General features: G+C 37.2%; 18 protein-coding genes, 4 tRNA genes and 2 rRNA genes. 8 read left to right on the forward strand and 16 right to left on the reverse strand.

What is annotated here, in order from left to right; translation table 11 throughout:
• Positions 1-5: 5 nt before the first annotated feature.
• The 11 genes from AC3HD6_RS18415 to AC3HD6_RS18465 all read right to left on the reverse strand — a co-directional run bounded on the left by AC3HD6_RS18415 (position 6) and on the right by AC3HD6_RS18465 (position 12,440).
• Positions 6-1,292: a sigma-54 interaction domain-containing protein gene (locus AC3HD6_RS18415; RefSeq protein ID WP_068939023.1), complete on the reverse strand. Its 1,287-nt coding sequence runs from the start codon at positions 1,290-1,292 to the stop codon at positions 6-8.
• Positions 1,293-1,328: 36 nt separating this feature from the next.
• Complete coding sequence (locus AC3HD6_RS18420) at positions 1,329-2,126, reverse strand: tetratricopeptide repeat protein (protein ID WP_488897660.1); 798 nt, start codon at positions 2,124-2,126, stop codon at positions 1,329-1,331.
• Positions 2,098-2,547, reverse strand: a complete 450-nt coding sequence (locus tag AC3HD6_RS18425; RefSeq protein ID WP_488897661.1) for a hypothetical protein — start codon at positions 2,545-2,547, stop codon at positions 2,098-2,100. Before AC3HD6_RS18425 ends, AC3HD6_RS18420 begins: the two co-directional genes overlap by 29 nt.
• Positions 2,548-2,622: 75 nt before the next feature.
• Positions 2,623-4,059, reverse strand: coding sequence for a tRNA (N6-isopentenyl adenosine(37)-C2)-methylthiotransferase MiaB (gene miaB, locus AC3HD6_RS18430; protein WP_488897662.1), 1,437 nt, complete (start codon positions 4,057-4,059; stop codon positions 2,623-2,625).
• A gap of 171 nt (positions 4,060-4,230) precedes the next feature.
• The gene (locus tag AC3HD6_RS18435; protein ID WP_488897663.1) at positions 4,231-4,644 is read right to left on the reverse strand and encodes an energy transducer TonB; all 414 of its coding nucleotides are present in this window, start codon (positions 4,642-4,644) and stop codon (positions 4,231-4,233) included.
• 26 nt (positions 4,645-4,670) lie between these two features.
• Complete coding sequence (locus tag AC3HD6_RS18440; protein ID WP_488897664.1) at positions 4,671-5,420, reverse strand: hypothetical protein; 750 nt, start codon at positions 5,418-5,420, stop codon at positions 4,671-4,673.
• A gap of 9 nt (positions 5,421-5,429) precedes the next feature.
• Complete coding sequence (locus tag AC3HD6_RS18445; protein ID WP_488897665.1) at positions 5,430-5,909, reverse strand: energy transducer TonB; 480 nt, start codon at positions 5,907-5,909, stop codon at positions 5,430-5,432.
• 131 nt (positions 5,910-6,040) lie between these two features.
• Complete coding sequence (locus AC3HD6_RS18450; RefSeq protein ID WP_488897666.1) at positions 6,041-7,774, reverse strand: thiamine pyrophosphate-dependent enzyme; 1,734 nt, start codon at positions 7,772-7,774, stop codon at positions 6,041-6,043.
• A 309-nt stretch (positions 7,775-8,083) separates the two neighbouring features.
• A complete protein-coding gene (lysA, locus tag AC3HD6_RS18455) occupies positions 8,084-9,286 on the reverse strand; it encodes a diaminopimelate decarboxylase (protein WP_488897667.1) in 1,203 nt (400 codons plus the stop codon).
• 261 nt (positions 9,287-9,547) lie between these two features.
• On the reverse strand, positions 9,548-10,771 hold the full coding sequence (locus AC3HD6_RS18460; RefSeq protein WP_488897668.1) for a 3'-5' exonuclease: 1,224 nt from the start codon (positions 10,769-10,771) through the stop codon (positions 9,548-9,550).
• A 142-nt stretch (positions 10,772-10,913) separates the two neighbouring features.
• Entirely contained in the window at positions 10,914-12,440 is a 1,527-nt protein-coding gene (locus AC3HD6_RS18465; protein ID WP_488897669.1) for a helicase HerA-like domain-containing protein, read from the reverse strand.
• 125 nt (positions 12,441-12,565) lie between these two features.
• Here AC3HD6_RS18465 and AC3HD6_RS18470 point away from each other — a divergent pair, with 125 nt between their 5' ends.
• The 4 genes from AC3HD6_RS18470 (at position 12,566) to AC3HD6_RS18485 (ending at position 15,958) form a co-directional block, all read left to right on the forward strand.
• A complete protein-coding gene (locus AC3HD6_RS18470; protein WP_488897670.1) occupies positions 12,566-13,645 on the forward strand; it encodes a hypothetical protein in 1,080 nt (359 codons plus the stop codon).
• 210 nt (positions 13,646-13,855) lie between these two features.
• On the forward strand, positions 13,856-15,265 hold the full coding sequence (locus AC3HD6_RS18475; RefSeq protein WP_488897671.1) for an MBL fold metallo-hydrolase: 1,410 nt from the start codon (positions 13,856-13,858) through the stop codon (positions 15,263-15,265).
• Positions 15,266-15,269: 4 nt separating this feature from the next.
• The gene (locus AC3HD6_RS18480) at positions 15,270-15,641 is read left to right on the forward strand and encodes a rhodanese-like domain-containing protein (RefSeq protein ID WP_488897672.1); all 372 of its coding nucleotides are present in this window, start codon (positions 15,270-15,272) and stop codon (positions 15,639-15,641) included.
• A gap of 17 nt (positions 15,642-15,658) precedes the next feature.
• Positions 15,659-15,958: a thioredoxin family protein gene (locus tag AC3HD6_RS18485; protein WP_488897673.1), complete on the forward strand. Its 300-nt coding sequence runs from the start codon at positions 15,659-15,661 to the stop codon at positions 15,956-15,958.
• A 41-nt stretch (positions 15,959-15,999) separates the two neighbouring features.
• Here the strand turns inward: AC3HD6_RS18485 and AC3HD6_RS18490 are convergent, their stop codons facing one another.
• The gene (locus AC3HD6_RS18490) at positions 16,000-16,752 is read right to left on the reverse strand and encodes a nitrilase-related carbon-nitrogen hydrolase (protein WP_488897674.1); all 753 of its coding nucleotides are present in this window, start codon (positions 16,750-16,752) and stop codon (positions 16,000-16,002) included.
• Positions 16,753-16,939: 187 nt separating this feature from the next.
• Here AC3HD6_RS18490 and AC3HD6_RS18495 point away from each other — a divergent pair, with 187 nt between their 5' ends.
• From AC3HD6_RS18495 to AC3HD6_RS18510, 4 genes are all read left to right on the forward strand, one after another.
• Positions 16,940-17,380 carry a DUF6646 family protein gene (locus AC3HD6_RS18495; RefSeq protein ID WP_488897675.1) on the forward strand — a complete coding sequence of 147 codons (441 nt, stop codon included), beginning with the start codon at positions 16,940-16,942 and terminating at the stop codon, positions 17,378-17,380.
• A 106-nt stretch (positions 17,381-17,486) separates the two neighbouring features.
• On the forward strand, positions 17,487-18,968 hold the full coding sequence (gene rseP, locus AC3HD6_RS18500; RefSeq protein WP_068938997.1) for an RIP metalloprotease RseP: 1,482 nt from the start codon (positions 17,487-17,489) through the stop codon (positions 18,966-18,968).
• Between the two features lie 80 nt (positions 18,969-19,048).
• Positions 19,049-19,122: transfer RNA gene (locus AC3HD6_RS18505), tRNA-Asn, on the forward strand.
• A 787-nt stretch (positions 19,123-19,909) separates the two neighbouring features.
• Positions 19,910-19,983 (forward strand) — tRNA-Asn (locus AC3HD6_RS18510).
• Between the two features lie 874 nt (positions 19,984-20,857).
• Here the strand turns inward: AC3HD6_RS18510 and rrf are convergent.
• From rrf to AC3HD6_RS18530, 4 genes are all read right to left on the reverse strand, one after another.
• A 5S ribosomal RNA gene (gene rrf, locus AC3HD6_RS18515) occupies positions 20,858-20,965 on the reverse strand.
• A gap of 177 nt (positions 20,966-21,142) precedes the next feature.
• Positions 21,143-23,899 (reverse strand): 23S ribosomal RNA (locus AC3HD6_RS18520).
• Between the two features lie 157 nt (positions 23,900-24,056).
• Positions 24,057-24,130 (reverse strand) — tRNA-Ala (locus AC3HD6_RS18525).
• A gap of 82 nt (positions 24,131-24,212) precedes the next feature.
• Positions 24,213-24,286: transfer RNA gene (locus AC3HD6_RS18530), tRNA-Ile, on the reverse strand.

A 24,286-nucleotide genomic window follows, 5' to 3' on the forward strand; every position in this document is an offset into this window, starting at 1 on the left:
TGTTTTTAATCTTCCAGATTATACTGTTTTATTTTTCTATATAAAGTTCTTTGTGAAATTCCAAGTTCGTCTGCAGCTCTGTTTCTTCTCCCCTTATGCTTCTCCAATGCTTTGATAATCAAGTCCTTTTCGTTATTCTGAAGAGAAAGTGATTCTGGTCTGTTTTCTTCTACTTCAATATCCTCAATATCTTCATAGCTGTCATCAGGGTTTGAAATAATTGTAGGAGTCTGTACTGCCGGAGCATCGTTATTCTCAAAATACAGTAAAGAGTTGGAATTAAGCTGCGGCTGAGCCTCAGGAGTATAAATTCTGTTGATCAGACTTTTCTCATGGTTGCTCAGGTCACCTGTTCCTCTGTTCTTTATCAATTCCGAAGTTAAGGATTTTAAATCATTAATATCATTTCGCATATCGAAGAGAATTTTATACATGATTTCTCTTTCGCTTCCGAAATCATTCGATTTTGGGGCACTTTGATTATTCACAACCATTGGAAGATGGGTTTCCATTGGAATATATTCTGCAAGCTTTTCAGCCGTAATATTTCTATTCCTTTCCACCACGGTCATCTGCTCTACAAGATTTCTTAATTGACGGATGTTACCAGGGAAAGAGTAATTTTCGATATAATGAACGGCACTCGGCTCCAATTCCAGTTCAGGCATCCTGTATTTTTCTGCAAAATCTATAGCGAATTTCCTGAACAGCAAATGAATATCTCCTTTTCTTTCTCTTAAAGGAGGCATATCAATCTGAACGGTATTCAAACGGTAGTACAGATCCTCACGGAATCTTCCGTCATGAATAGCCTTCATCATGTTTACGTTGGTAGCCGCCACAATTCTCACATTAGTCTTTTGGACCTGCGAAGACCCTACCTTCATAAATTCACCACTTTCCAGCACTCTTAGAAGACGAACCTGTGTTTGTAAAGGAAGTTCTCCTACCTCATCTAAAAAGATTGTTCCACCATCTGCTACTTCAAAATATCCTTTTCTGGTGGCAGTAGCTCCTGTAAAGGCTCCTTTTTCGTGCCCAAACAATTCTGAATCTATGGTTCCTTCCGGTATCGCTCCACAATTGACTACGATATACGGTTGATGTTTTCTTCTGGATTCTGAATGGATGATCTTCGGAATAAATTCTTTTCCAACCCCACTTTCTCCGATAACAAGGACGGATATGTCTGTAGGGGCAACCTGGATTGATTTTTCCAGAGCCCTGTTGAGTACCGGAAAGTTTCCGATAATTCCGAAGCGGTTTTTTATGTTTTGCAGCTCGTTGCTCATAAGTAAATTTTTGATTATTGATTCAATGTTAATGTTCTACAGTTCATCAATCTGTTTTCTGTAGATTTTGTTAAAATGATGAGTATAGACATCTTTTATCGTCTTTCCTTCATCGTACGTTTTTAAGGCTAACATTTTCAAATCCAAATAATCTTTGTTTCTGATCTTAGAAACTTTACTTTTAAAGTATATATTCTCGGCAAAGTCGTATTCTTTGCTTTGTTTTTCAAAATTTTCAAGGGCTTTATCATATCTTCCCAGCTCAAAATACGTAACACCAAGTTGGTAGTGGTCAAACATACCCTTTACGTATCCTCTTGCTGCCAGAAGCCTTTCGATAATTCCGACTGCTTTTTCTTTCTGGCCTAAAGCACTGTAGGACATAGCTTTCACTACATCCAGATTATAATCTCCGTTTAGCGACCTTCCTAAGTCTTCCGGATAATATTTTTTAAGCTCTTCCAGATCCAGAACAGCCCCTTTGTAATCTCTTAAAAACTGAAATTTGCACCAACCCCGATATCCCAAATGTCTTTTAGGATCTAAAGCCACAGCTTTATCAATTAGAATTTTCCAGGTTGCAAAATCTCCGTTTTTGAGATAAGGCACTGCTTTCTCCATGTAAGCATTAGAGAAATCCGGACAAAGTTCAATCGCTCTGTCAAAGCCTTCCTGCGACACCTGTAAACCTTGTAAATCTGAGGCTGTGTTGTAAAGTTCACACGCTTTTTTGCAGTCCTCACCCTCTATCGCATTACAGTTGACCTGTGCAATAGTATTGGTGTACACTATAAGTAACAAAAAGCTAAGGTAATACCTCTGAAACTTTTCCATCTTCAATTTTATAGGTTAAATACTGATAGTAATCTACTTTTAAACCTTCTATCTCTTTCGGCATCCAGCCATTTAATGATTTTGTGAATGTCAACAGCTTATTTTCCAGCTCTTCATCCAAAGCAAAATCTTTCAAATCTGAATTCATATGCTTTAATCTAAACAAGCCTGTTTTTCCTTCACAATTTACTAAAAATCTAATGGTAATATAACCATTGATCTTCTTTTCTGAATATATATTTTCTTTTTTAAGTTTTTCGACGATCGCAATTTTTTCTCCCTTATAATCGAACATCTTAGGTCCGTGATAATATTGGAAACTAAAAGGGCTGTCTTTTCCTGCTACGCACTTTTTAAAACCAGCTTCATCAAGCTTATCGTCAAAAGCAATATCACCTACGGTATCCGGATATGTACTCATCTTTTTCTCTGCCTGACAAGAAAACAGAACAAATGAAAATAGAGTAAAAAGATAAACCGCTTTCAAAACTTAAATTTATTCTGTGATTCTCCCTAAAAGTGTGCCTTGGGTGTTATCATATACAAAAACGTCTACAATGTCACCTATTTGCTGCCCTTCAAGTTTATCAAAGACACAAACGGCATTCTGAGAGTTTCTTCCTTTCCATTGATTTTCATTCTTCTTAGAAGTTCCTTCGATCAAAATCTGATGAACTCTTCCTACATAAGACTGCATTCTCTTTCTGGAAAGCTCCCCCTGAAGGGCTATTACCTCAGCAAGACGTCTCTGCTTCACATCAGCCGGAATATTGTCTTCCATTTTCTTGTGTGCAGGTGTTCCTGGTCTTTCAGAATAAGCGAACATATATCCGTAGTCATATTCTACTTCTTTCATCAGGCTTAATGTATCCTGGTGATCTTCTTCTGTTTCGTTACAGAATCCGACAATCATATCCTGAGAAAAGGCCACTTCAGGAACAATTTCCTTCGCTTTTCTGATCAGTTCAAGATATTCTTCACGGGTATGTTGTCTGTTCATGGCTTCAAGCATATTATTGCTTCCGCTCTGAACAGGAAGGTGTACATATTTGCAGATGTTATTATGTTTTGCCATCATCCTGAATACATCAAGGCTCATATCCTGAGGGTTTGATGTTGAGAATCTGATTCTCATTTCGGGAACTGCTTTGGCAACAAGATCAAGTAAGTGAGCAAAATTAACAGCAGTTGCTTTCTGCATTTCAGATGCTTTGGCGAAATCTTTTTTAGGACCTCCTCCATACCATAAGTAAGAGTCTACATTCTGTCCTAAAAGCGTAATTTCTTTATAACCACTATTCGCAAGATCTTTGCATTCTTCAATAATGGAATGCGGATCACGGCTTCTTTCTCTGCCTCTTGTAAATGGAACGACACAGAATGTACACATATTATCACAACCTCTCGTAATAGTAACAAAAGCGGTAACTCCGTTTCCTCCCAAACGAACCGGATTGATATCTGCGTAGGTTTCTTCCTTGGAAAGGATTACATTGATGGCATCTCTACCATCATCCGTTTCCTTCAGTAAGTTCGGCAAATCCCTATAGGCATCTGGTCCTACAACAAGATCAACCAGTTGCTCTTCTTCTAAGAATTTGGTTTTCAATCTCTCCGCCATACATCCCAGAACACCTACCGTCATATTCGGTTTTTCTTTCTTAAGATTTTTAAACTGGGAAAGACGCATTCTTACCGTTTGCTCTGCTTTCTCACGGATAGAACATGTATTTAACAGGATTAGATCGGCTTCTTCCACTTTCATTGTTGTATTGTATCCCTGCTCATTAAGAATGGAGGCAACAATTTCAGAATCTGAGAAGTTCATCTGACAACCATAGCTTTCTAAAAACAGTTTTTTAGAATTCTCAGGCCTTTCAGCAATAGCAAATGCTTCGCCCTGTTTCGTTTCGTCTATATATTTTTCCTGCACGATAATCTATTTAAGGTTCTCATTTAAAAACATAGGAGATTACTCCGTGAATTTTAAATTACGAACAAATGAGTCTGCAAAGATACAAAATATTGTGACAGAATGGCAGGAGGATTATGATGATCTGTTAAACTCATGAAAAGGCTGGTTTTTCTCTACTTAAAATGAGTATTAATCTCCGTGGTCAAAATGATCTGATGTAAAATTGATTTTAATAATTTTCTTAGAAACTATAGGCTGCCCGTCTTTCATTGCGGGCTTCCATTTCTTTTTTACTTTTTTAATAGCAAATTTCATATCATCGATAAACATTTCACTATTTTTCACTTTAGGCAGGACATCAAGATTATCGACCTTTCCATTCGTATTCACATCAAAAACAAAAACAAATTTTCCGTTAACTGCATATTTTCCCAAATCAATATAGGAATGAATCATTTGCAGAAATTCTTTAGCAAAAGCATCATCACCACCCGGAAATTCTGCATATTGGGAAGTTGTGAGATTTTCTTTTGGAGCTTGTGACTCTTGGGAATATCCCATAATCCCGAAAAACAGGAGTAAAATTATACTTGCTTTTTTCATGGTTATTATATCATTGATGAATACAATTAGTCTGGATTTTCAGAAAATTTAAGCCCTATTCTGGAATTTACTTTTACAGGCACTCCATTTCTAGTTGCAGGAATCCATTTTTGCTTTACTTTTTTAAAACCGAACTTTATGTCTTCTATCAATCTTTCGCTATTGGCAACTTTAGGTTCAACATCAATAACATTGGTAGAGCCATCGGTATCAATTGTAAAGAATACATTGAATGTCCCTTTGACTTTATAGAGGTCATAATTCAAATATGCACTTATATTTTTTCCAACCTCATCTCTGAATGAAAGCATTCCATTGGGTGGGAAAGAAGGTCTGCTTATAAAGTTTCGGGTGTCATAATTGTCTTTGTAATTTTCAAAAAAATCAGAAGGGATAAAAGGAAAGTCGATATATGCTGTCATATTTTTATCATCAACCTTAGCAGGCTGCCAATCTTTAAGCGCTCCAAGGGCTTTTACAATTAATCCGTACGCACATTTATTCTTTTCTGCGTTTTCAATATCATTCTTTTTTCTTACCAAGGCAGGCTTAGCATTTTCGTCGATTCTTAACGTCACCCAGTACAATTCTTTCTTGTTTTCACATGGTGAAAGTTTATTTTTTAAGAAAAAGTCCTGGATATCTTTAAACATTTGAACATTCCCTCCTCTATAAGCATCCTGCCCGGAAGGATAATCAGTCATCCCCGGTTTTTGTGCTAATGTTGTAAGGAAAGAAAAAGTTAGTAAGAAAGTGGTTAGTAGTTTTTTATTCATGATTTAGTTTTACATATCTATTGACACAGAAGAGAAGTTCATTTTAACTTTCATTTCAGATTTTACCGGCTTGCCGTTGCAGGTTGCAGGCTTCCAAGTTTTTTTGATTCTTCTCACTACATATTGCATATCATCAAAGAAGGCTTCACTGTGTAATACTTTTGGAGCTCCTAGGGCATCTATCACTTTTCCAGACTCATCTATTATTAAAGTAAATGTAAAGTCCCCGCTCAGGGTATAGAAATCTGCATTCAGGTAGGTATACATGTATTTAGCCAAAATATCTTTATACGCTGATGCTCCTCCTTCAAATGCGGCTGGCTTAAAATCATTACATTTTGCAGCTATCTGTAAAAAAGGTTCTTTAATGTCTATCTTAAAAAGGTTTTTATTGTTTTCTACAATAAAGGAATCATCTCTGTCTTCAAGCTCCTGTGCAAAAGAAAAGTTTGCAAAACATAAGGCAAAAAATAAAAGTATCGTTTTCATAGCTTGATCTGTTCATTCAATTAATAAACAAAGGTAAATATTTAAAAGTCTTACTAAAAAGAAAACTTCACACAATGTATGAAGTTCTCCAAAAATATTTTTCAGTAAGTTTATAGAAGCCCTACTAGCTGCTATAACAAACCTTTGATGTGTTTATAGTTACTTTTAACCGTTTCAAGCACTTCATCCATTTTTCCTCCCAGCATCAGCTGAGCCATAGATTTGGTCATTCCGAGAACCTGATCCAATTCTATCTTTGGAGGAAGAGCCAAAGCATTGGGATTGGTAAAGATATTAAGGAGATAAGGGCCGTTATAATCCAGACAGTCTTTAATGGCATTTTCTACCTCTTCAGGTTTATGAACATTTTTTCCAGGGTATCCCATAGCCTGGGCTATTAGAGCAAAATCAGGATTAATCATATCCGTTTCATTATCCGGCATTCCGCCTACTTCCATTTCCAATTTTACCATTCCTAGGGCTCTGTTATTAAAAACAATAAGTTTTACAGGAAGTTTATATTGAAAAATGGTGGCCATATCTCCTAAGAGCATAGATAAACCACCATCACCACACATGGCAATGACTTGTTTATCGGGATGAGAAAGAGACGCTCCGATTGCCATCGGCATTGCATTGGCCATAGATCCATGATTAAATGATCCCAGCATTTTTCGTTCTCCAGTTCCCGTAATAAATCTTGCCCCCCAAACACAACACATTCCTGTATCTACAGTGAAAATGGCATCTTTTTTAGCCAGCCTATCTAAGGTATGGGCTACATATTCCGGCTGAATAGCATCTTCTTTCCCTGGATCTTTTACATATTCCAACTGGTTTTCTTTTACTTTATCATAAAAAGCCAGCTGTTCATTGAGAAAATCAACATCAGTTTTCTCGTTTAGCATGGGAAGTAAGGCCATTATTGTTTGCTTAATATCTCCTGTAAGTCCTAATTCAAGTTTTGCTCTTCTTCCTAATCTTTCCGGGCTTTCATCAATCTGAACGATTTTATTTTTCACCGGCATAAATTTCTGATAAGGGAAATCAGTACCTAGAAGGATCACAAGATCGGCTTCATGCATCGCATGGTAGGCAGAAGGAAAGCCTAACAAACCTGTAAGTCCGATTTCATTGGGATTATTAGGCTGAATTGCCATTTTCCCCCGGAATGAATATCCTACAGGCGCTTTTAATAGATTGGACAGTTGTATAACTTCAGTACTGGCTTCAGAAGCTCCGATCCCACAGTAAAGGGTTATTTTTTTGCTTTCATTGATCAGTGTTGCCAGATTTTTCAATTCATCATCTGATGGCCTTATGACAGGATTAGTTTTAAAGATCTGAGTCGAGGTTGTTGTTTCTTGTGCATCCAATTCTGAGACATCACCCGGGAGACCAATTACCGCCACTCCTTTTTTAGAAATCGCATGTTGGATAGCCGTTTGAACGGTTCGTTGTACCTGTTCAGGACGTGTAATCATTTGATTATAATAGCTGCAATCGTCGAATAGCTTTATTGTATTGGTTTCCTGGAAGTAATCCATTCCCATTTCATCACTGGGAATTGTAGAAGCAATCACCAGCATTGGAACATGGGATCTGTGCGCTTCATACACCCCATTAATCAGATGAACATGCCCTGGCCCACAGCTTCCTGCACATACCGCAAGCCCGTCCAGCTCAGCTTCGGCAGCCGCAGCGTAGGCTCCCACTTCTTCATGTCTTACATGGATCCACTCAATACTGCTTTTCTTCACCGCAATATTTAGGTGATTGAGACTATCTCCCGTTACTGCATAAATTCTTTTCACATTAGCATTTTCGAGCATTTCAACAATTTGCTCTGCTATATTTTTAGCCATAATTAATAGATTTGGTAGTTGTTCTTTCTTGTATTTATTAGGATAAAAGCATTCTATCTCTATCAAATTTAGCCAATTAATTGGAGTTTTCGAGAGCTTTTAATATTAAAAAAATTGTAAATTTTTCACAAAGCACTTTGTATGATTATTTTATTTTAAGGCAATTTTAGCTAAGACTTTGCGTTAAGGCATTGTTTTTTTTTAAGTTTGCTAAGGCATTTCAATCACCAAAGTCCAAGTATTGTAAGGATATAAAAAACGGCTATCCTTTTTTGGACAGCCGTTCAACTATTATTTTCTATTAACTTATTACATTACCACTTCGATCTGGTTTCTTAACAAGTCTTCAAATTCGTCTCTTTTACGGATTAGATGTGCTTTCCCGTCAAGGAATAGAACTTCGGCAGGCTTTAATCTTGAATTGAAGTTTGAACTCATTTCAAAACCATAAGCTCCCGCATTGTGGAAAGCAAGGATATCCCCCTCTCTTACTTCATTTAATTTTCTGTCCCAGGCGAAAGTGTCCGTTTCACAGATATTTCCCACCACCGTATAAATCCTTTCCGCCCCTTTTGGATTGGATAGGTTTTCAATCACATGGTAAGAATCGTAAAACATTGGACGGATCAGGTGGTTAAATCCTGAGTTTACCCCTACGAAAACTGTAGCCGTAGTCTGTTTGATTACATTAGCTTTTACTAAAAGATATCCACTTTTCCCTACTAAGAATTTTCCTGGTTCAAACCATAATTCGAACTTCCTTCCGGTATTTTTTGAGAATTCCCCTATTACTTTTTCTACTTTTTTACCTAACGTTCTCACGTCTGTTTCTTCTTCACTGTCCTGATAAGGAATTTTGAAGCCACTTCCCATATCCAGGTATTTCAGGTTAGGGAAATGTTCAGAAAGTTCAAGCATGATATCCAGCGCCTGAAGGAAAACCTCAGGATCTTTAATCTCACTTCCTGTGTGCATGTGAAGACCTTCAACGTTAAGATTAGTACTCTTCATCACTCTTTCAATGTGACGAAGCTGGTGAATGGAGATCCCGAACTTACTGTCGATGTGGCCTGTTGAAATTTTATAATTTCCTCCGGCAAAAATATGTGGATTGATTCTTACAAAAATCGGGTAAGAGTTTCCATATTTATTCCCGAATTGCTCAAGAATAGAAATGTTATCAATGTTAATATGAACTCCAAAAGTCATTGCTTCTTCTATTTCAGCTAAGTCAACACAATTTGGGGTAAACAATATTTTCTCTTTAGGAAATCCTGCTTTTAGTCCAAGTTTAACTTCATTAATAGATACACAATCCAGAGAGGCCCCGAGATTCTTGACATACTTTAGAATATTAATATTTGTCAACGCTTTTGCTGCGTAGAAAAACTTTGTATGTTTTAAAAAAGAAGATATAAGTTTTTCGTATTGGATTTTGATGGATTCAGCATCATACACATACACCGGGGTGCCAAACTCATTGGCAATCTTTAATAATTCTTTTGAATTCATAATTTCATTTTAACATAAAAAAAGGCAGATTCTTTTCAAAAAGAGCCTGCCACATTGATTATTTTTTATGCAAGACAAGTCTTTTAAATATTCCAAACCTTAGAGAACTTAATAGCTCCCTTTTTTCCAGTTTTTATTTGTTTAAGAATTTGCATTGCTTCTATTTATTTTTTGCAAAAATACTATTTATTTTTTATTCTGAGAAAATTGATTTGAAAAGCATCTGCTTCTTAATCAAATTTTAAGATATCAATTTCTCTATTATTTAGGCAGCGGAAGGGTTTCAAAATCACCACGCAGAAGTGCCAGCTGCAGTTCATTGTTCAAATCTGTTGATGACAGCTGAAGGTCGATTTTTAATTTAGCAAGTTTACTTAATGTTTGTATCTGTGTAAATAATTCATAAAAACCAAAAGACAGTACCTTTCCGTTTTCAATGATTAAAAATAATTTTTCTCCTAATTTTCTTCCAGCTCCAAGCCAAAGCTCGTTTCTTTTTCTAAACTCTATTTTCTGTTTCAATGCAGCGGCATCATTATATTCTTCCTGAGATCCAATAAACTGAACAGCCTTTGTACCCTGGGTAAATGATCTGAACTTCAGGATTGGCTTTTCCGTTTTATTGAGTGTATTCTTTTCAACAATGTATTTGTTATTTCTGAAATAGAGTCCGAAAGGCAGGATCTCTTTTTTCTTACTATTTTTTGAACTCAGGATCAATTTAGCTATAATATCAGTTCCGGTAAGTTCAAAATTAATCTGCTCAGCATTTTTTTGAACTTCTTCCCATTTTTTTGATTTGGAATTAAATACTTTCTTCGAAAACTTATTAATATCCTGAACGTAATCAGAAAAAATAGTTCTCCCCGATTCATCCTGGAAATAAACGAATCCTTTTTCATTGGGAAGATCCTGTGTCAATTGTTTAATCTTATTGATATAAGTTTTGGCATTGGTTTCTTCGTGCTGTTTTTGGATAATCTCGTTTTCAGTATCTTTAGATATTAAGAGTTTAAAAAGTTCCAGAGTAGCCCTGGCATCACCATCCGCTCTATGGTGATTGGTTAACGGAATTCCCAATGACTTTACCAATTTACCCAATGAATAACTTACTTCGTCAGGAATGAGTTTTTTAGCCAAAGGAATAGTATCTAAAGTATTGATTTTAAAATCATATCCCAACCTTTTAAATGATTGGCGAAGCATCCTATAGTCGAAATCAATATTATGCCCTACCAAGGTTGTATTTTGGGTAATTTCAATAACTCTTTTGGCTATTTCATGGAATTTCGGAGCCGTTTTTACCATTTTGGGGGTAATACTGGTCAGCTTCTGAACAAAAGGTGTAATATCTCCTTCCGGATTGACAAGAGAAATAAACTGATCTGTAATTTTCTGCCCATCATATCTGTAGATGGCGATATCTATAATGCATTCATTTCTATAACCTGCACCATTACTTTCTATGTCTATAATTGAATACATTGATTTTCCAGTTAACTGCTGTGTTTATTATTAAAAAATTTTAGTTCTTTAATCCGATATTACTTCTCCGTCAGTAAAGATAACCTGCTAAAATAATAAAAAATATATCAAAATAGAACAGGTTATACTTATTACATTCAGATTATCGTCTTCTTCCTCCAAGACCAAACATCCCCAGAATGGCTTTTGCCCCTTCACGCATCAGCGTATTGGTAAAGGTTCTTCCGGCCTGGCTTTGCAAAACCTGTTCAAACATTCCCGGTTCTTCTTTTACCGGTTTTGTTCTTTGATTAGGTAATGGATTTTGAGCAGCCTGTTCCATTCTGTTGGTCAGCATTTCATAGGCAGATTCTCTATCTATTGCTTGCTCATATTTAGCCACCATGGCTGAATTGGACGTTAATTCTGTAATCTCGGCCTCACTCAAAACATCCATTCTGGATTCCGGAGAAATAAGATAAGTATGAACCAATGGTGTAGGAATCCCTTTTTCGTCCAAAGCCGTTACAAATGCTTCACCAATTCCTAAATTCTGGATCAGGTTGGAAGCATTATAGAATTCTGTCGTTGGATAATTTTCAACCGCTTTTGAAATTTCTTTTTTATCTTTTGCAGTAAAACCTCTCAGGGCATGCTGTATTTTTAGTCCTAATTGTGACAAAACACTTTCCGGAACATCCCCGGGAATCTGGGTAATAAAATAAATTCCTACTCCTTTTGAACGAATAAGTTTCACCATCGTTTCAATTTGGGAAAGAAGTGTTTTTGAGGCCTCATCAAAAAGCAAGTGAGCTTCATCTATAAACAGTACCAATTTTGGTTTTCCGCTATCCCCTTCTTCCGGGAAAGTCATATAGATTTCTGCAAAAAGAGAAAGCATAAAGGTAGAAAACAACTGTGGTTTATTCTGAATGTCTGATACCCTTAAAATATTCACAACTCCTTTCCCATCTCTGGTTTCTAATAAATCCTGAACATCAAAGCTTAGCTCTCCAAAGAAATCTCCAGCTCCCTGCTGCTCCAATGCCACAATAGATCTAAGAATTGCGCCTAAAGAAGCTGGCGCTATGGATCCATAGTTGGCTGCAAGCTCAGCTTTTCCTTGTGCATTATCTGTCACATACTGAAGAACTTTCTTTAAATCTTTAAGGTCAATCAGAGGAAGCCCTTTATCATCACAATATTTAAAGACAATAGACATGATACTTTGCTGGGTATCATTAAGTTCAAGAATTTTGCTTAATAAAACAGGTCCGAATTCTGTTACAGTAGCTCTCAACTTTATTCCTTTTCCTCCTGAAATACTCATCAATTCTACGGGAAACCCCTGTGGGGTGTAAGGAAGCTGAGTTTTCGCATATCTTTCTTCTATAATACTATTCATCTGTCCTGCTTCCGCAATTCCGGAAAAGTCACCTTTGATATCCAGGACAAGAGACGGAATCCCCTGATGAGAAAGCTGCTCAGCAAATACTTGCAATGTTTTGGTTTTTCCTGTTCCGGTTGCTCCGGCAATAAGACCATGACGGTTGATTGTTTTTAAAGGAATGGTTACATTCACTTCAGGAACTACTTCTCCATCCAGCATTCCTTTTCCTAATATAATATGTTCTCCCTTTGGAGTGTATCTAGCATTTAATTCTTCAATAAATTGTGCTTTGTCTGCCATTTGATTGCTTTTTTTAACTTATAAATATAAAGATTTTTGTAAAATATTCAGGTATTAAAGCTATACTAAACCAGCCCATTTTTGTTTTTAGCCTTAATAAATGTCTACCTTAGCCACTAAAAATAATGCCATACTTACCTATGACTCTATTTAAAAAATATTTATTCACACTATTTTCGATATTTTTATTTACAACTATTTTTGCCCAAAACCGAAAAAAGTCAACAAAACTTTCCATAAAAGAAGACTTTGTACATTCTTCTACCTCAGTTATCTTCCCTATCCTCTGGTCCGGATTTCAAAGAGAATCCATATATTCTTACGACATGCAGGACCAACATATAGGTGTTAACTATGTACAGAAAAAAGACAAGAAAACGAAGACAACCATCACATTATACCTATATCCCAGAAATGCAATTGACAATCAAATGATGAGGGATTCATTTTCTTCCTATGATTATATTTTCCACCAGATCTCCGATAAAGGTGTAGATTTAAAGCCTTCCTTTGGAAACCTATCCAATGATAGCATAAAAGTCAACTATATTTATTCAGTATTTGACCGTCCAATGGGAACTCTTGATTTTTTTAAAGGAGTAAGATATGCGGATAAAAGCACTCTTCTTTCCATTTATGAATGCGGAGGCTGGAGCTTTAGAAGTCTTATAACCAGTGATGATATGACCAGAGATCAATTGACTGAACTCAAAGATAAGATAGAAAATTACTTTGGAATATTAGAGATTGCATCTAAAAAAACTCTTCCTATTGATCAGACACCCAATATCATCTTGTCTCCAGTTATTAAAAGAGATTCTATGATGACTAATGCCGTACTTACTGCAGCTCATGCTAAAATAGAATGGCTTGGTAAAAATTTAGAAAAGAAAGAGCTTTTAACAGGCTTCAATGATATGAAAATTGAATCTGAAGTGTATGCTATTGAGAAAATGATTGAGTTCTACAAAGCTCATGAAAAAGATTGGCCAATGCATGAGGACACTAAAAAATATCTTAGTGAAATGGCCAGAATTGTTGATCATGGAAGAATCAAAGACCATATTCATTATAAGTATGATGGAAGGATCGATTATGAAGAAGGTATAGCCCGAAAAGATGATTATATACAATTCAAAATAGACAAAGATATTTCAGAAAACACCAATGAAATATTCTATAAAATATTTTACAGACTAGAGTAAATAGGATTTCATGTACCTAGTTTACAGAAAGAACATGATAAAAAACAGCATTTAGGGATTACCATTATGTAAGGCATCCTTTTTGCTGAAAAACATGCCGTATTAAACATTCGTTTAACATAAGTATTGAAAGAAACTATCAATTGAATTTAACATTTGATTTAGAATTTATCTAATACTTTGTATCTTTAACTATTAAAAAAATACCCAATGAAAGTTGAACAAATATATACGGGCTGTCTGGCTCAGGGGGCCTATTATATTGTATCAGAAAATGAAGCTGTCATTATAGATCCTTTAAGAGAGGTTAAACCTTACCTGGATCGTCTGGAAAAAGACAATGTCACTTTAAAATATATTTTTGAAACTCATTTCCACGCTGATTTTGTTTCAGGACATTTAGATTTAAGTAAAAAAACCGGAGCTCCGATTGTATACGGTCCTACGGCAGTACCTGAATTTGAAGCAATTATCGCAGAAGACCATCAGGTTTTCGAAATTGGAAAAGTAAAAATAAAGGTACTTCACACTCCAGGACACACGATGGAGAGTACAACCTATCTTTTAATTGATGAAAATGGCAAGGAAACAGCCATCTTCACAGGAGATACTCTATTTTTAGGAGATGTAGGAAGACCGGATCTTGCACAAAAAGCAACAAACCTTACTCAGGAGGATCTTGCAGGGATTTTGTATGATAGTCTTCAGAACAAAATTATGCCTCTGGATGACAGCATCACTGTTTATCCTGCTCACGGAGCTGGTTCTGCATGTGGAAAAAATATGCAGAAGGAGACTGTAGATATTTTAGGTAATCAAAAAAGAACAAATTATGCACTTAATCAACCTGATAAGGCTTCTTTCATCAGAGAGGTACTTGATGGGTTGACAGCACCCCCAAAATATTTCGGAATGAACGTAGCCATGAACAAAGGTGGTTATGAAAGCCTGGATACAGTAATGGACAAAGGGCTAAACCCAATTTCTCCTGAAGATTTCGAAGCAATGGCTGAAGAAACCGGAGCTCTGATTCTTGATACAAGAGGAGCTGCAGATTTCCATAAAGGTTTTGTTCCAAACTCCGTCAATATTGGATTAAAAGGTGATTTTGCTCCTTGGGTAGGAACTTTAATTGTAGATGTTAAACATCCTTTATTATTGATAACAGATGAAGGAACTGAAGAAGAAGTCATCATCAGATTAAGCCGTGTAGGTTTTGATAATGTAGTTGGATATCTGAAAGGAGGTTTTGAAGCCTGGAAAAATGCAGGGAAAGAAATTGATGAAGTGAAGAGGATTACTCCGGCAGAATTTGCAGAGCAGTTTACAACTGATGCCAAAATAATTGATGTGAGAAAACTGACGGAATATTCTGCTGAACATATTGATAATGCTTACAACAGACCTTTAGACTCTATCAGTGACTGGGTCCGTCATCTTGACGACTCTGAACATTTCTTCCTACACTGCGCCGGTGGATACAGAAGCATGATTGCCGCAAGCATCCTTAACTCACACGGAATCAGAAATTTCACTGAAATAGAAGGAGGTTTTAATGGCATTAAAAAAACAGAAAAACTTCCTACAACAGACTTTGTATGCCAATCCAAAACATCCTAACAATATGAAAGTTACGATTTTTGGAATTACTATAGCTTCTATTTTAGCATTAAACAGCTGTAAAACAACTCATTATATTGATGTTCCTAAGACTAGCATTAAGGAAGTGGTGACCAGCTCAGGTGTAACATTAGTAGATGTAAGAATTCCCGAGCAATATGCAGCAGGAACAGCTAAGAATGCCATCAATATTCCATTGGCAGAAATTCAGAACAATATTGAAACGCTGAAAGGCAAAAAAGTAGTTGTTTTCTGTAATAAAGGAGTACAGGCAGATCAGGCTATGGAAATTTTAAAGAAAAACGGAGTGGAAGCTTATGATGGAACGAGTTGGAAAAATGTAAAAGGCATCCAGGACGAAGCTGATAAAAAGTAAACTATAAAACTCAAACTATGTCACAAAAATTTCAGGAAATCATTGAATCCGAAAGACCGGTACTTATTGACTTTTTTGCCACTTGGTGCCAGCCTTGCAAAGTTCAGTCTTCGGTTTTAAATACAGTAAAAGAAAATATAGGTGAAGGAGCCAGAATCATCAAGGTAGATGTAGATCAATACCCCGCTCTCGCAGCACAATACGGGGTAAGAGGTGTTCCTACTTTAGCCGTTTTCAAAAATGGAGAACTTCTATGGAAAGAAAGCGGTGTACATGATGTAAATACATTGACGCAACTTCTGCAACAATATATTTAAAATTAAATAAGGCTGAGTTTGATGAACCCAGCCTTATTCTTTTATAAATCCATTGAGAAATGATCTCTGTCGTTTAAAAATTGGAAGTGAGTCCTGAAATCGTTCAATTCATTCATATCCAGTTCTGCAGATACAATATTGCCATTTTTATCAGAAATTTCTCTTCCATCAGCAAAAAAACAGTGAGAACTTTCCTGATAAAACAAATTATTCCCATCTGTTCCAATTCGGTTTAACCCAAATACAAAAGAGAGGTTTTCAATAGCTCTTGCTTTTAAAAGATGCTCCCAGGCTCCTACTCTTTTCTCCGGCCAGTTCGCTACATATAAAATAGCATCATAATCATCATTATTCCTTGCAAACACTGGAAAACGAAGATCATAGCAGACTTGAAGTAAAAATCGTATTCCTTTATATTCTACAATGACTCTGTTTTTACCAGGAGAATATACTTTATCCTCTCCTGAAAAGGAAAACAGATGTCTTTTATCATAAAATGTAACCTCTCCATTGGGTTGTACAAAATACATTCTATTGTAAAAATGACCATTTTCTTCTACAGGAGCACTTCCACAGAATGCTGCATTTTTTTCTTTTGAGATCTTTTTCAAAAACTCCAGAGATTCTTCATTTCTGTCGGAAACTTCTGATGCATCCATACAAAAACCTGTTGAAAACATTTCAGGAAGAAGGAATAAATCTGCTTCAAGAGTTTCAAGCTCATTCTTTATGATGTTAAAATTTTCAGTTTTATTTTTCCAGATGATATCCAAATTGAGCCCTACAATCTTCATCTTTATCTATTTTTTAATTATTTTAATATCTGAAGTATAAAAATACGCCTTTTAAGTCTAATAAGAAAAAGAGATCTATAATTCTTAATATTTATTAAAGTCTTCTATTTTTGTATCATTCAATACCTTTCGGTTTCATTTTTGATACAGGTTATTTTTATTAATATCATTAAAAATTGTGAAATTTATGAAGAAATTGGTTTTTATGGTGATGATTTTCTTTTTTGGAATCACGGCTAATGCTCAAGCGTGGACTGGAAAGGGAGATCAAAAAATTCAACTGGGTCTGAGTGCCTGGGGATATGGAACCGGAATAACAGGAACCTACGATTATGGATTGAATAAACTCATATCTGTTGGAGCCGGTCTTAACGGGTATTTCAGTAATTACAAAAACAACGACAAGGATAATCGGGTATTTGTTTTCGGAAGACTGAATTTCCACCTACAGGAAGCATTAAGCCTTCCGCCAAAGCTGGATATTTATCCGGGAGTTGATATAGGGGTTGTTGGAAAAGACTTTGGAATTGGTGCTCATATCGGTGCACGTTACTTCTTTACAGAAAGAATTGGAGTGTTTGCAGAGGTAGGTAATAACGGAAGTCTTGGAGTTTCATTCAATTTATAATCAAATAGTCCTGAAATATGACAAAGCTTCTCGTTTTGAGGGGCTTTTTTATTTGGCATAGTTTTGATAATTGTTACCTTTGCAAATTAAAATCTAAAATCTATTAATGGAAATAGCAATCAAACTCTTCCAGTTCATTCTGAGTATTTCTATACTTGTAGTTCTTCATGAGCTTGGGCACTTCTTACCGGCAAAATGGTTCAAGACCAGAGCAGAGAAATTCTTCCTGTTTTTTGACCCTTACTTCTCCATATTCTCTATGAAGAAAGTGAACGGAAAGTGGAAATATAAATTCTTCTCACAGAATCTACCTGACACTGAAGTGATAGAGGTAAACGGAAAAAAGGAAGAAGTTCCTATCGATATATCAAAACTTTCTGATGATGATTGGAGAAAATATCCGGAACAAACTAAGTATGGTATTGGATGGCTTCCTTTCGGAGGTTATGTAAAAATAGCCGGAATGGTAGACGAAAGTATGGATACCGCTCAAATGAAAAAACCAGCTGAATCTTGGGAATTCAGATCTAAACCAGCTTGGCAGAGATTGATCATCATGCTGGGCGGAGTTACCGTAAACTTTTTCTTAGCTTGGATTATATTCTCAGCTTTAGTTGGGAAAAACGGAGAAACAATTTTTGACGCTGATAAAATCAATACACCACTTCATTATACTGCTGCAGCCAAGAAAATGGGCTTCCAGGATGGTGATAAAATATTGAAAGTTGACGGAAAAGTGCAGAAAGATTTCAAAAAACTAGCGCTAGATGTCTTATTAAGTGATGAAATAACTGTTTCAAGAAACGGAAAAGAAGTTACTTTCCCAACCAGTGATGATGGAAAAGTAATGGCATTTCACGATCCGGAACCAAGATCATTCCTTACTCCAAGAATGTCTCCTATTATTGATACTATTGTTACTCAATCTACAATGGATGCAGGGTTAAAACTTGGTGATAAGATTGTTGCCATCAATGGAAAACCCGTTTCTTATTATGATGAAGTAAAGCCTTTGGTAGTTCCAAATGCAGGTAAAGTAGTAGATTTCCAAGTATCAAGAAACAATCAGATTCAGGATCTTAAAATTCCGGTATCTAAAGAAGGAACTATTGGAATTCTTTCTTTCAAGGAAGCTGAGAAATTTATGGTTCACAATGAATACAGTTTCTTTGGTTCTATAAAAAGAGGATTTACGCTTACAATTGAGAGTTTAACATATCAAATCAAACAGTTTAAGTTAATCTTCAACAAAAAAATCCAAGGATATAAGAAAGTAGGCGGTCCACTTGCTATTGTAAAGAATATGCCGGTAAGTAAAGATGCACAAGGTGGAGTTTCTATTGATTGGACAGCATTCTGGGGCTTCACAGCAATGTTCTCCGTATGGTTGGCATTCCTGAATCTTATTCCTATTCCAGGACTTGATGGTGGGCATGTTATATTTACCCTCTATGAGATGATCGTAGGAAAACCAGTTCCACAAAAAGTATTGGAAAACGCTCAGATGGTGGGAGTTATCTTCCTTTTAGGATTAATGGCTCTTATTTTTGGTAGTGATATTATTAAAGCCATTACAGGAACTTTATAATTTTTTGAAAATTTTTCTGAAAAATATTTGCAGGGTATAAATATTCGTCCTATATTTGCACCACTTAAAACAAAGGACATTCCTCCTTAGCTCAGTTGGTTAGAGCATCTGACTGTTAATCAGAGGGTCGCTGGTTCGAGCCCAGCAGGAGGAGCAAAAAAGACTTACAGAAATGTAGGTCTTTTTTTATTTCTATAAGTAAACCGGATCATAAAGATTTGAGCAACTTTATTGAAAATTCAAAAAAGCTATTGGATCAGATCCAAAAATTGGGAACCGAGTACAGTATCACTAAAGAAAAAATCAGAAAAGAAAATCTAAAGTCATAGATTTTTGTTTTTCTCAAATACCTTGAAATTTTGAACAGGAGCCAAGTGGCTGAAAAGAACAAGAAATTCTCAAGCAGTAAAATGTATTTTTAACGGTTTCTCCACATAAGGCTTTTATTCATCGATAAATGAGCTTAAAAAGTATTTTTAAACGTAAGTCCTATTTATAGAAAAATACGTCAAATTAAGCCCATTATGACCCAATTTCTGAGATCTGAATAAAAGGATAGAACTGTTGAAGTAAAAAAGATAAATATCTTTTACATCTCTAAATAAGTTTAATTGATTTTCCTTATCAGATCGAGTTTTAAAGATTAGTAGAATAAGGCTTACTGATGGTAAGAATTATTATAAATTTAGAAATAAAAAATCTTTGCCCTTTCAGTACAAGTATTCATTAATAGTTTCTGGCCACAGTTTAAACATATATTGCTTCAAGAAAAACTCTTTTAAGTACAGTTTTTATCATCCTACTTTAATTCAAAACAATTTTATTGAAATTTAATTTATTGAAAAATAAACCAATAGCAATTTTCATTAAATATTAAGCCATAAAAACTTGCATGGTACGGATATTCATACTATATTTGCACCACTTAAAACAAAGGACATTCCTCCTTAGCTCAGTTGGTTAGAGCATCTGACTGTTAATCAGAGGGTCGCTGGTTCGAGCCCAGCAGGAGGAGCAAAAAGACTTACAGAAATGTAGGTCTTTTTTTATTTCCAAATATTCTATAAATTAAATTGGATCAGGCACAAAACTTGGGGATCATTACAAAATCTATATCTTTCGCCGAAGAAATAAATTATTTTAATCGCAAAGAAAGATAATTCAGATATTTTATTTTAGGAAGCTAAGAATTGCGACCTTGTCGCTGAAGAAGCTTTATGAATATACATTCGCTTAGATAGTATCAATGAAATTGATTCCATTCTTTGCTCCCTTAAAAGTATGAAATAAGATGCTAAAAAATTTGCGTCAAATTAAACTCAATAAATACAGACAATACATCACCAACTTTTAAGATTGATCCATTAAATTGGAGATGGTGGATCAATAATTGGCTAGTTCAATCTAAATTTTCATCATCATTACTTTTATATTTTCAATTTTAAATGTATTTCATTACAATTTTTCTTTAAGGACTTTAAATAAGCTCATTTTTTCTCGAAATACTTCTGAAGCTAGGGTTTTATATAGCTAATGCTTTTTTGAAGGAAAAAAGGCGTTAATCATAGATGATAGACATCTTGATCATGAGTAATGAATAATAAGTAATGAGTAATTTCTGATAAATGATACATATTGGTGTGATGTAATGATGCCAGGAGTATATCTGTTATAGAATAAAGAATAGAAAACAAAAAAGTAAAGAACGAATAAAAAAACAGTGATAGGAATTTAGTAACAGCAACACTGGAATATAAGTATCATTACTCATTGCTGATTGCTGATTACTCATTACTGATGTTTTCTCTTTTCTTTCCCCTGGGTATAAAAGTATAAAGCAAAAAAAAGTCTCACACATTGCTGTATGAGACTTTTAAAAATAAAATAAAAACTGGCGGCGGCCTACTCTCCCGCGTTAGCAGTACCATCGGCGCTGGTGGGCTTAACTTCTGTGTTCGGAATGGGAACAGGTGAGCCCCACCGCTAAAACCACCCTAAAGGTTGTATATAAGGTTGCAGGTTATAGGTATTAGATTGTAGGTTTTCCCTACTACCTGATAGCTACCATCTGCTACCTGTTTTAAGCGATAAAAACTTTCACAAAGACAAAACCTTTACTGCGCATAAAGTACTTGTCTATTTATATATTATATTATAGATTACAGCAACCAATAGGCTATAAATCTACGGGTAATTAGTACTACTTGGCTATGACATTACTGTCTTTACACCTATAGCCTATCAACGTCGTCATCTACAACGACCCTTAAAAGATGTCTCATCTTGAGGCGAGTTTCGCACTTATATGCTTTCAGTGCTTATCTCTTCCAAACGTAGCTACTCAGCGGTGCACCTGGCGGTACAACTGATACACCAGAGGTTTGTTCAATTCGGTCCTCTCGTACTAGAATCAAGCCCTCTCAAACATCTAACGCCCGCAATAGATAGAGACCGAACTGTCTCACGACGTTCTGAACCCAGCTCGCGTGCCACTTTAATGGGCGAACAGCCCAACCCTTGGGACCTTCTCCAGCCCCAGGATGTGACGAGCCGACATCGAGGTGCCGAACCTCCCCGTCGATGTGAGCTCTTGGGGGAGACTAGCCTGTTATCCCCGGAGTACCTTTTATCCTATGAGCGATGGCCCTTCCATACGGAACCACCGGATCACTATGTCCTGCTTTCGCACCTGATCGACTTGTTGGTCTCACAGTCAAGCACCCTTATGCCATTACACTCTACGCACGGTTACCAAGCGTGCTGAGGGTACCTTTGAAAGCCTCCGTTACTCTTTTGGAGGCGACCACCCCAGTCAAACTACCCACCACGCAATGTCCTTCTAAAAGAAGTTAGGCTCCAAGTAAGTAAAGGGTGGTATTTCAACGTCGGCTCCACAAACACTAGCGTGCCTGCTTCAAAGCCTCCCACCTATCCTACACATTACTTACTCAAAGTCAATACGAAGTTATAGTAAAGGTTCACAGGGTCTTTTCGTCCCATTGCGGGTAATCGGCATCTTCACCGATACTACAATTTCACCGAGCTCGTGGCTGAGACAGTGCCCAGATCGTTACACCATTCGTGCAGGTCGGAACTTACCCGACAAGGAATTTCGCTACCTTAGGACCGTTATAGTTACGGCCGCCGTTTACTGGGGCTTCAGTTAATGCCTTCGGTTTAACCCTAAGCACCTTCCTTAACCTTCCAGCACCGGGCAGGTGTCAGACCCTATACAGCATCTTTCGATTTAGCAGAGTCCTGTGTTTTTGATAAACAGTCGCCTGGGCCTCTTCACTGCGGCCACCATTGCTGATGGCGTCTCTTCTTCCGAAGTTACGAGACTATTTTGCCTAGTTCCTTAGCCACGACTCACTCGAGCACCTTAGGATTCTCTCCTCGACCACCTGTGTCGGTTTTGGTACGGGTTGCTTCACTTCGGCTTTTCTTGGATCAGATTACACTGCAGCAGCTTCGCCCGAAGGCTAGGCCTTGACTATTCCGTCAGTCTCCAGCAGCTACATCCAACCGTCCCCTTTATTCGTGAGCAAGTATGGGAATATTAACCCATTGTCCATCCACTACCCCTTTCGGGTTCGCGTTAGGTCCCGACTAACCCTCAGCTGATTAGCATGGCTGAGGAAGCCTTGGTCTTTCGGTGAGCAGGTTTCTCGCCTGCTTTATCGTTACTTATGCCTACATTTTCTTTTCTATCCGCTCCACAATACCTCACAGTACTGCTTCGGCGCAAATAGAATGCTCTCCTACCAGATGTATCTTAAATACAAATCCATAGCTTCGGTAATATGTTTATGCCCGATTATTATCCATGCCGGACCGCTCGACTAGTGAGCTGTTACGCACTCTTTAAATGAATGGCTGCTTCCAAGCCAACATCCTAGCTGTCAATGCAGTCCAACCGCGTTGCTTCAACTTAACATATATTTTGGGACCTTAGCTGTTGGTCTGGGTTCTTTCCCTCTCGGACATGGACCTTAGCACCCATGCCCTCACTGCCGTAGAACATTTATTAGCATTCGGAGTTTGTCAGGAATTGGTAGGCGATGAAACCCCCGCATCCAATCAGTAGCTCTACCTCTAATAAACTTATATACGACGCTGCACCTAAATGCATTTCGGAGAGTACGAGCTATCTCCCAGTTTGATTGGCCTTTCACCCCTACCCACAGGTCATCCGAAGACTTTTCAACGTCAACCGGTTCGGTCCTCCACTCTGTGTTACCAGAGCTTCAACCTGCCCATGGGTAGATCACAAGGTTTCGCGTCTAATCCTACTAACTATCCGCCCTATTCAGACTCGCTTTCGCTCCGGCTCCGGTACTTAATACCTTAACCTCGCTAGTAAAATTAACTCGTAGGCTCATTATGCAAAAGGCACGCCGTCACAGCTTAATGCTGCTCCGACCGCTTGTAGGCGTACGGTTTCAGGTTCTATTTCACCCTTCTATTCGAAGTGCTTTTCACCTTTCCTTCACAGTACTTGTTCACTATCGGTCTTTCAGGAGTATTTAGCCTTGGAGGATGGTCCCCCCATATTCAGACAGGATTTCACGTGTCCCGCCCTACTCATTTATCATCCAAATATACCTTTCGAATACCGGGCTATCACCGTCTACGGCCGTTCTTTCCAGAACGTTCTTCTAAATATATAAAGACTTTTGGGCTAATCCGCTTTCGCTCGCCACTACTTACGGAATCTCTTCGATTTCTTTTCCTCCGGGTACTTAGATGTTTCAGTTCTCCGGGTTTGCTCCTCTTACGAGGTGACATGTCTTCAACATGCCGGGTTGCCCCATTCGGACATCTGCGGATCAATTCGTGTGTGCCAATCCCCGCAGCTTTTCGCAGCTTACCACGTCCTTCGTCGCCTCTGAAAGCCTAGGCATCCGCCATACGCCCTTAACGATTTCTTTCCTATTTTTAGGTTACTCAAGCGCTTTATGCGCTCGGTTTTCTCTTTGTGATGTCTTTACCGTTAATGTCAATGATCTTAATTTCTTCTCTTCCAACTGATGAACAAATGTTGTTTTTGGCTCCATTCGTAACTTTTAAATCAGTCTTCCAAAACTGTGGAGAATAAGGGAGTCGAACCCTTGACCTCCTGCGTGCAAGGCAGGCGCTCTAGCCAGCTGAGCTAATTCCCCCTCTAGGTGCTGTAGGCTTTACGCTATAGGCTTTAGGCTAAATGCCTACTGCTTCAAGCTTTATGCTTACCGCTTTAATTAGTAGTCTCGGGCAGGCTCGAACTGCCGACCTCTACATTATCAGTGTAGCGCTCTAACCAGCTGAGCTACGAGACT

This window comes from Chryseobacterium sp. II3a (assembly GCF_057815135.1).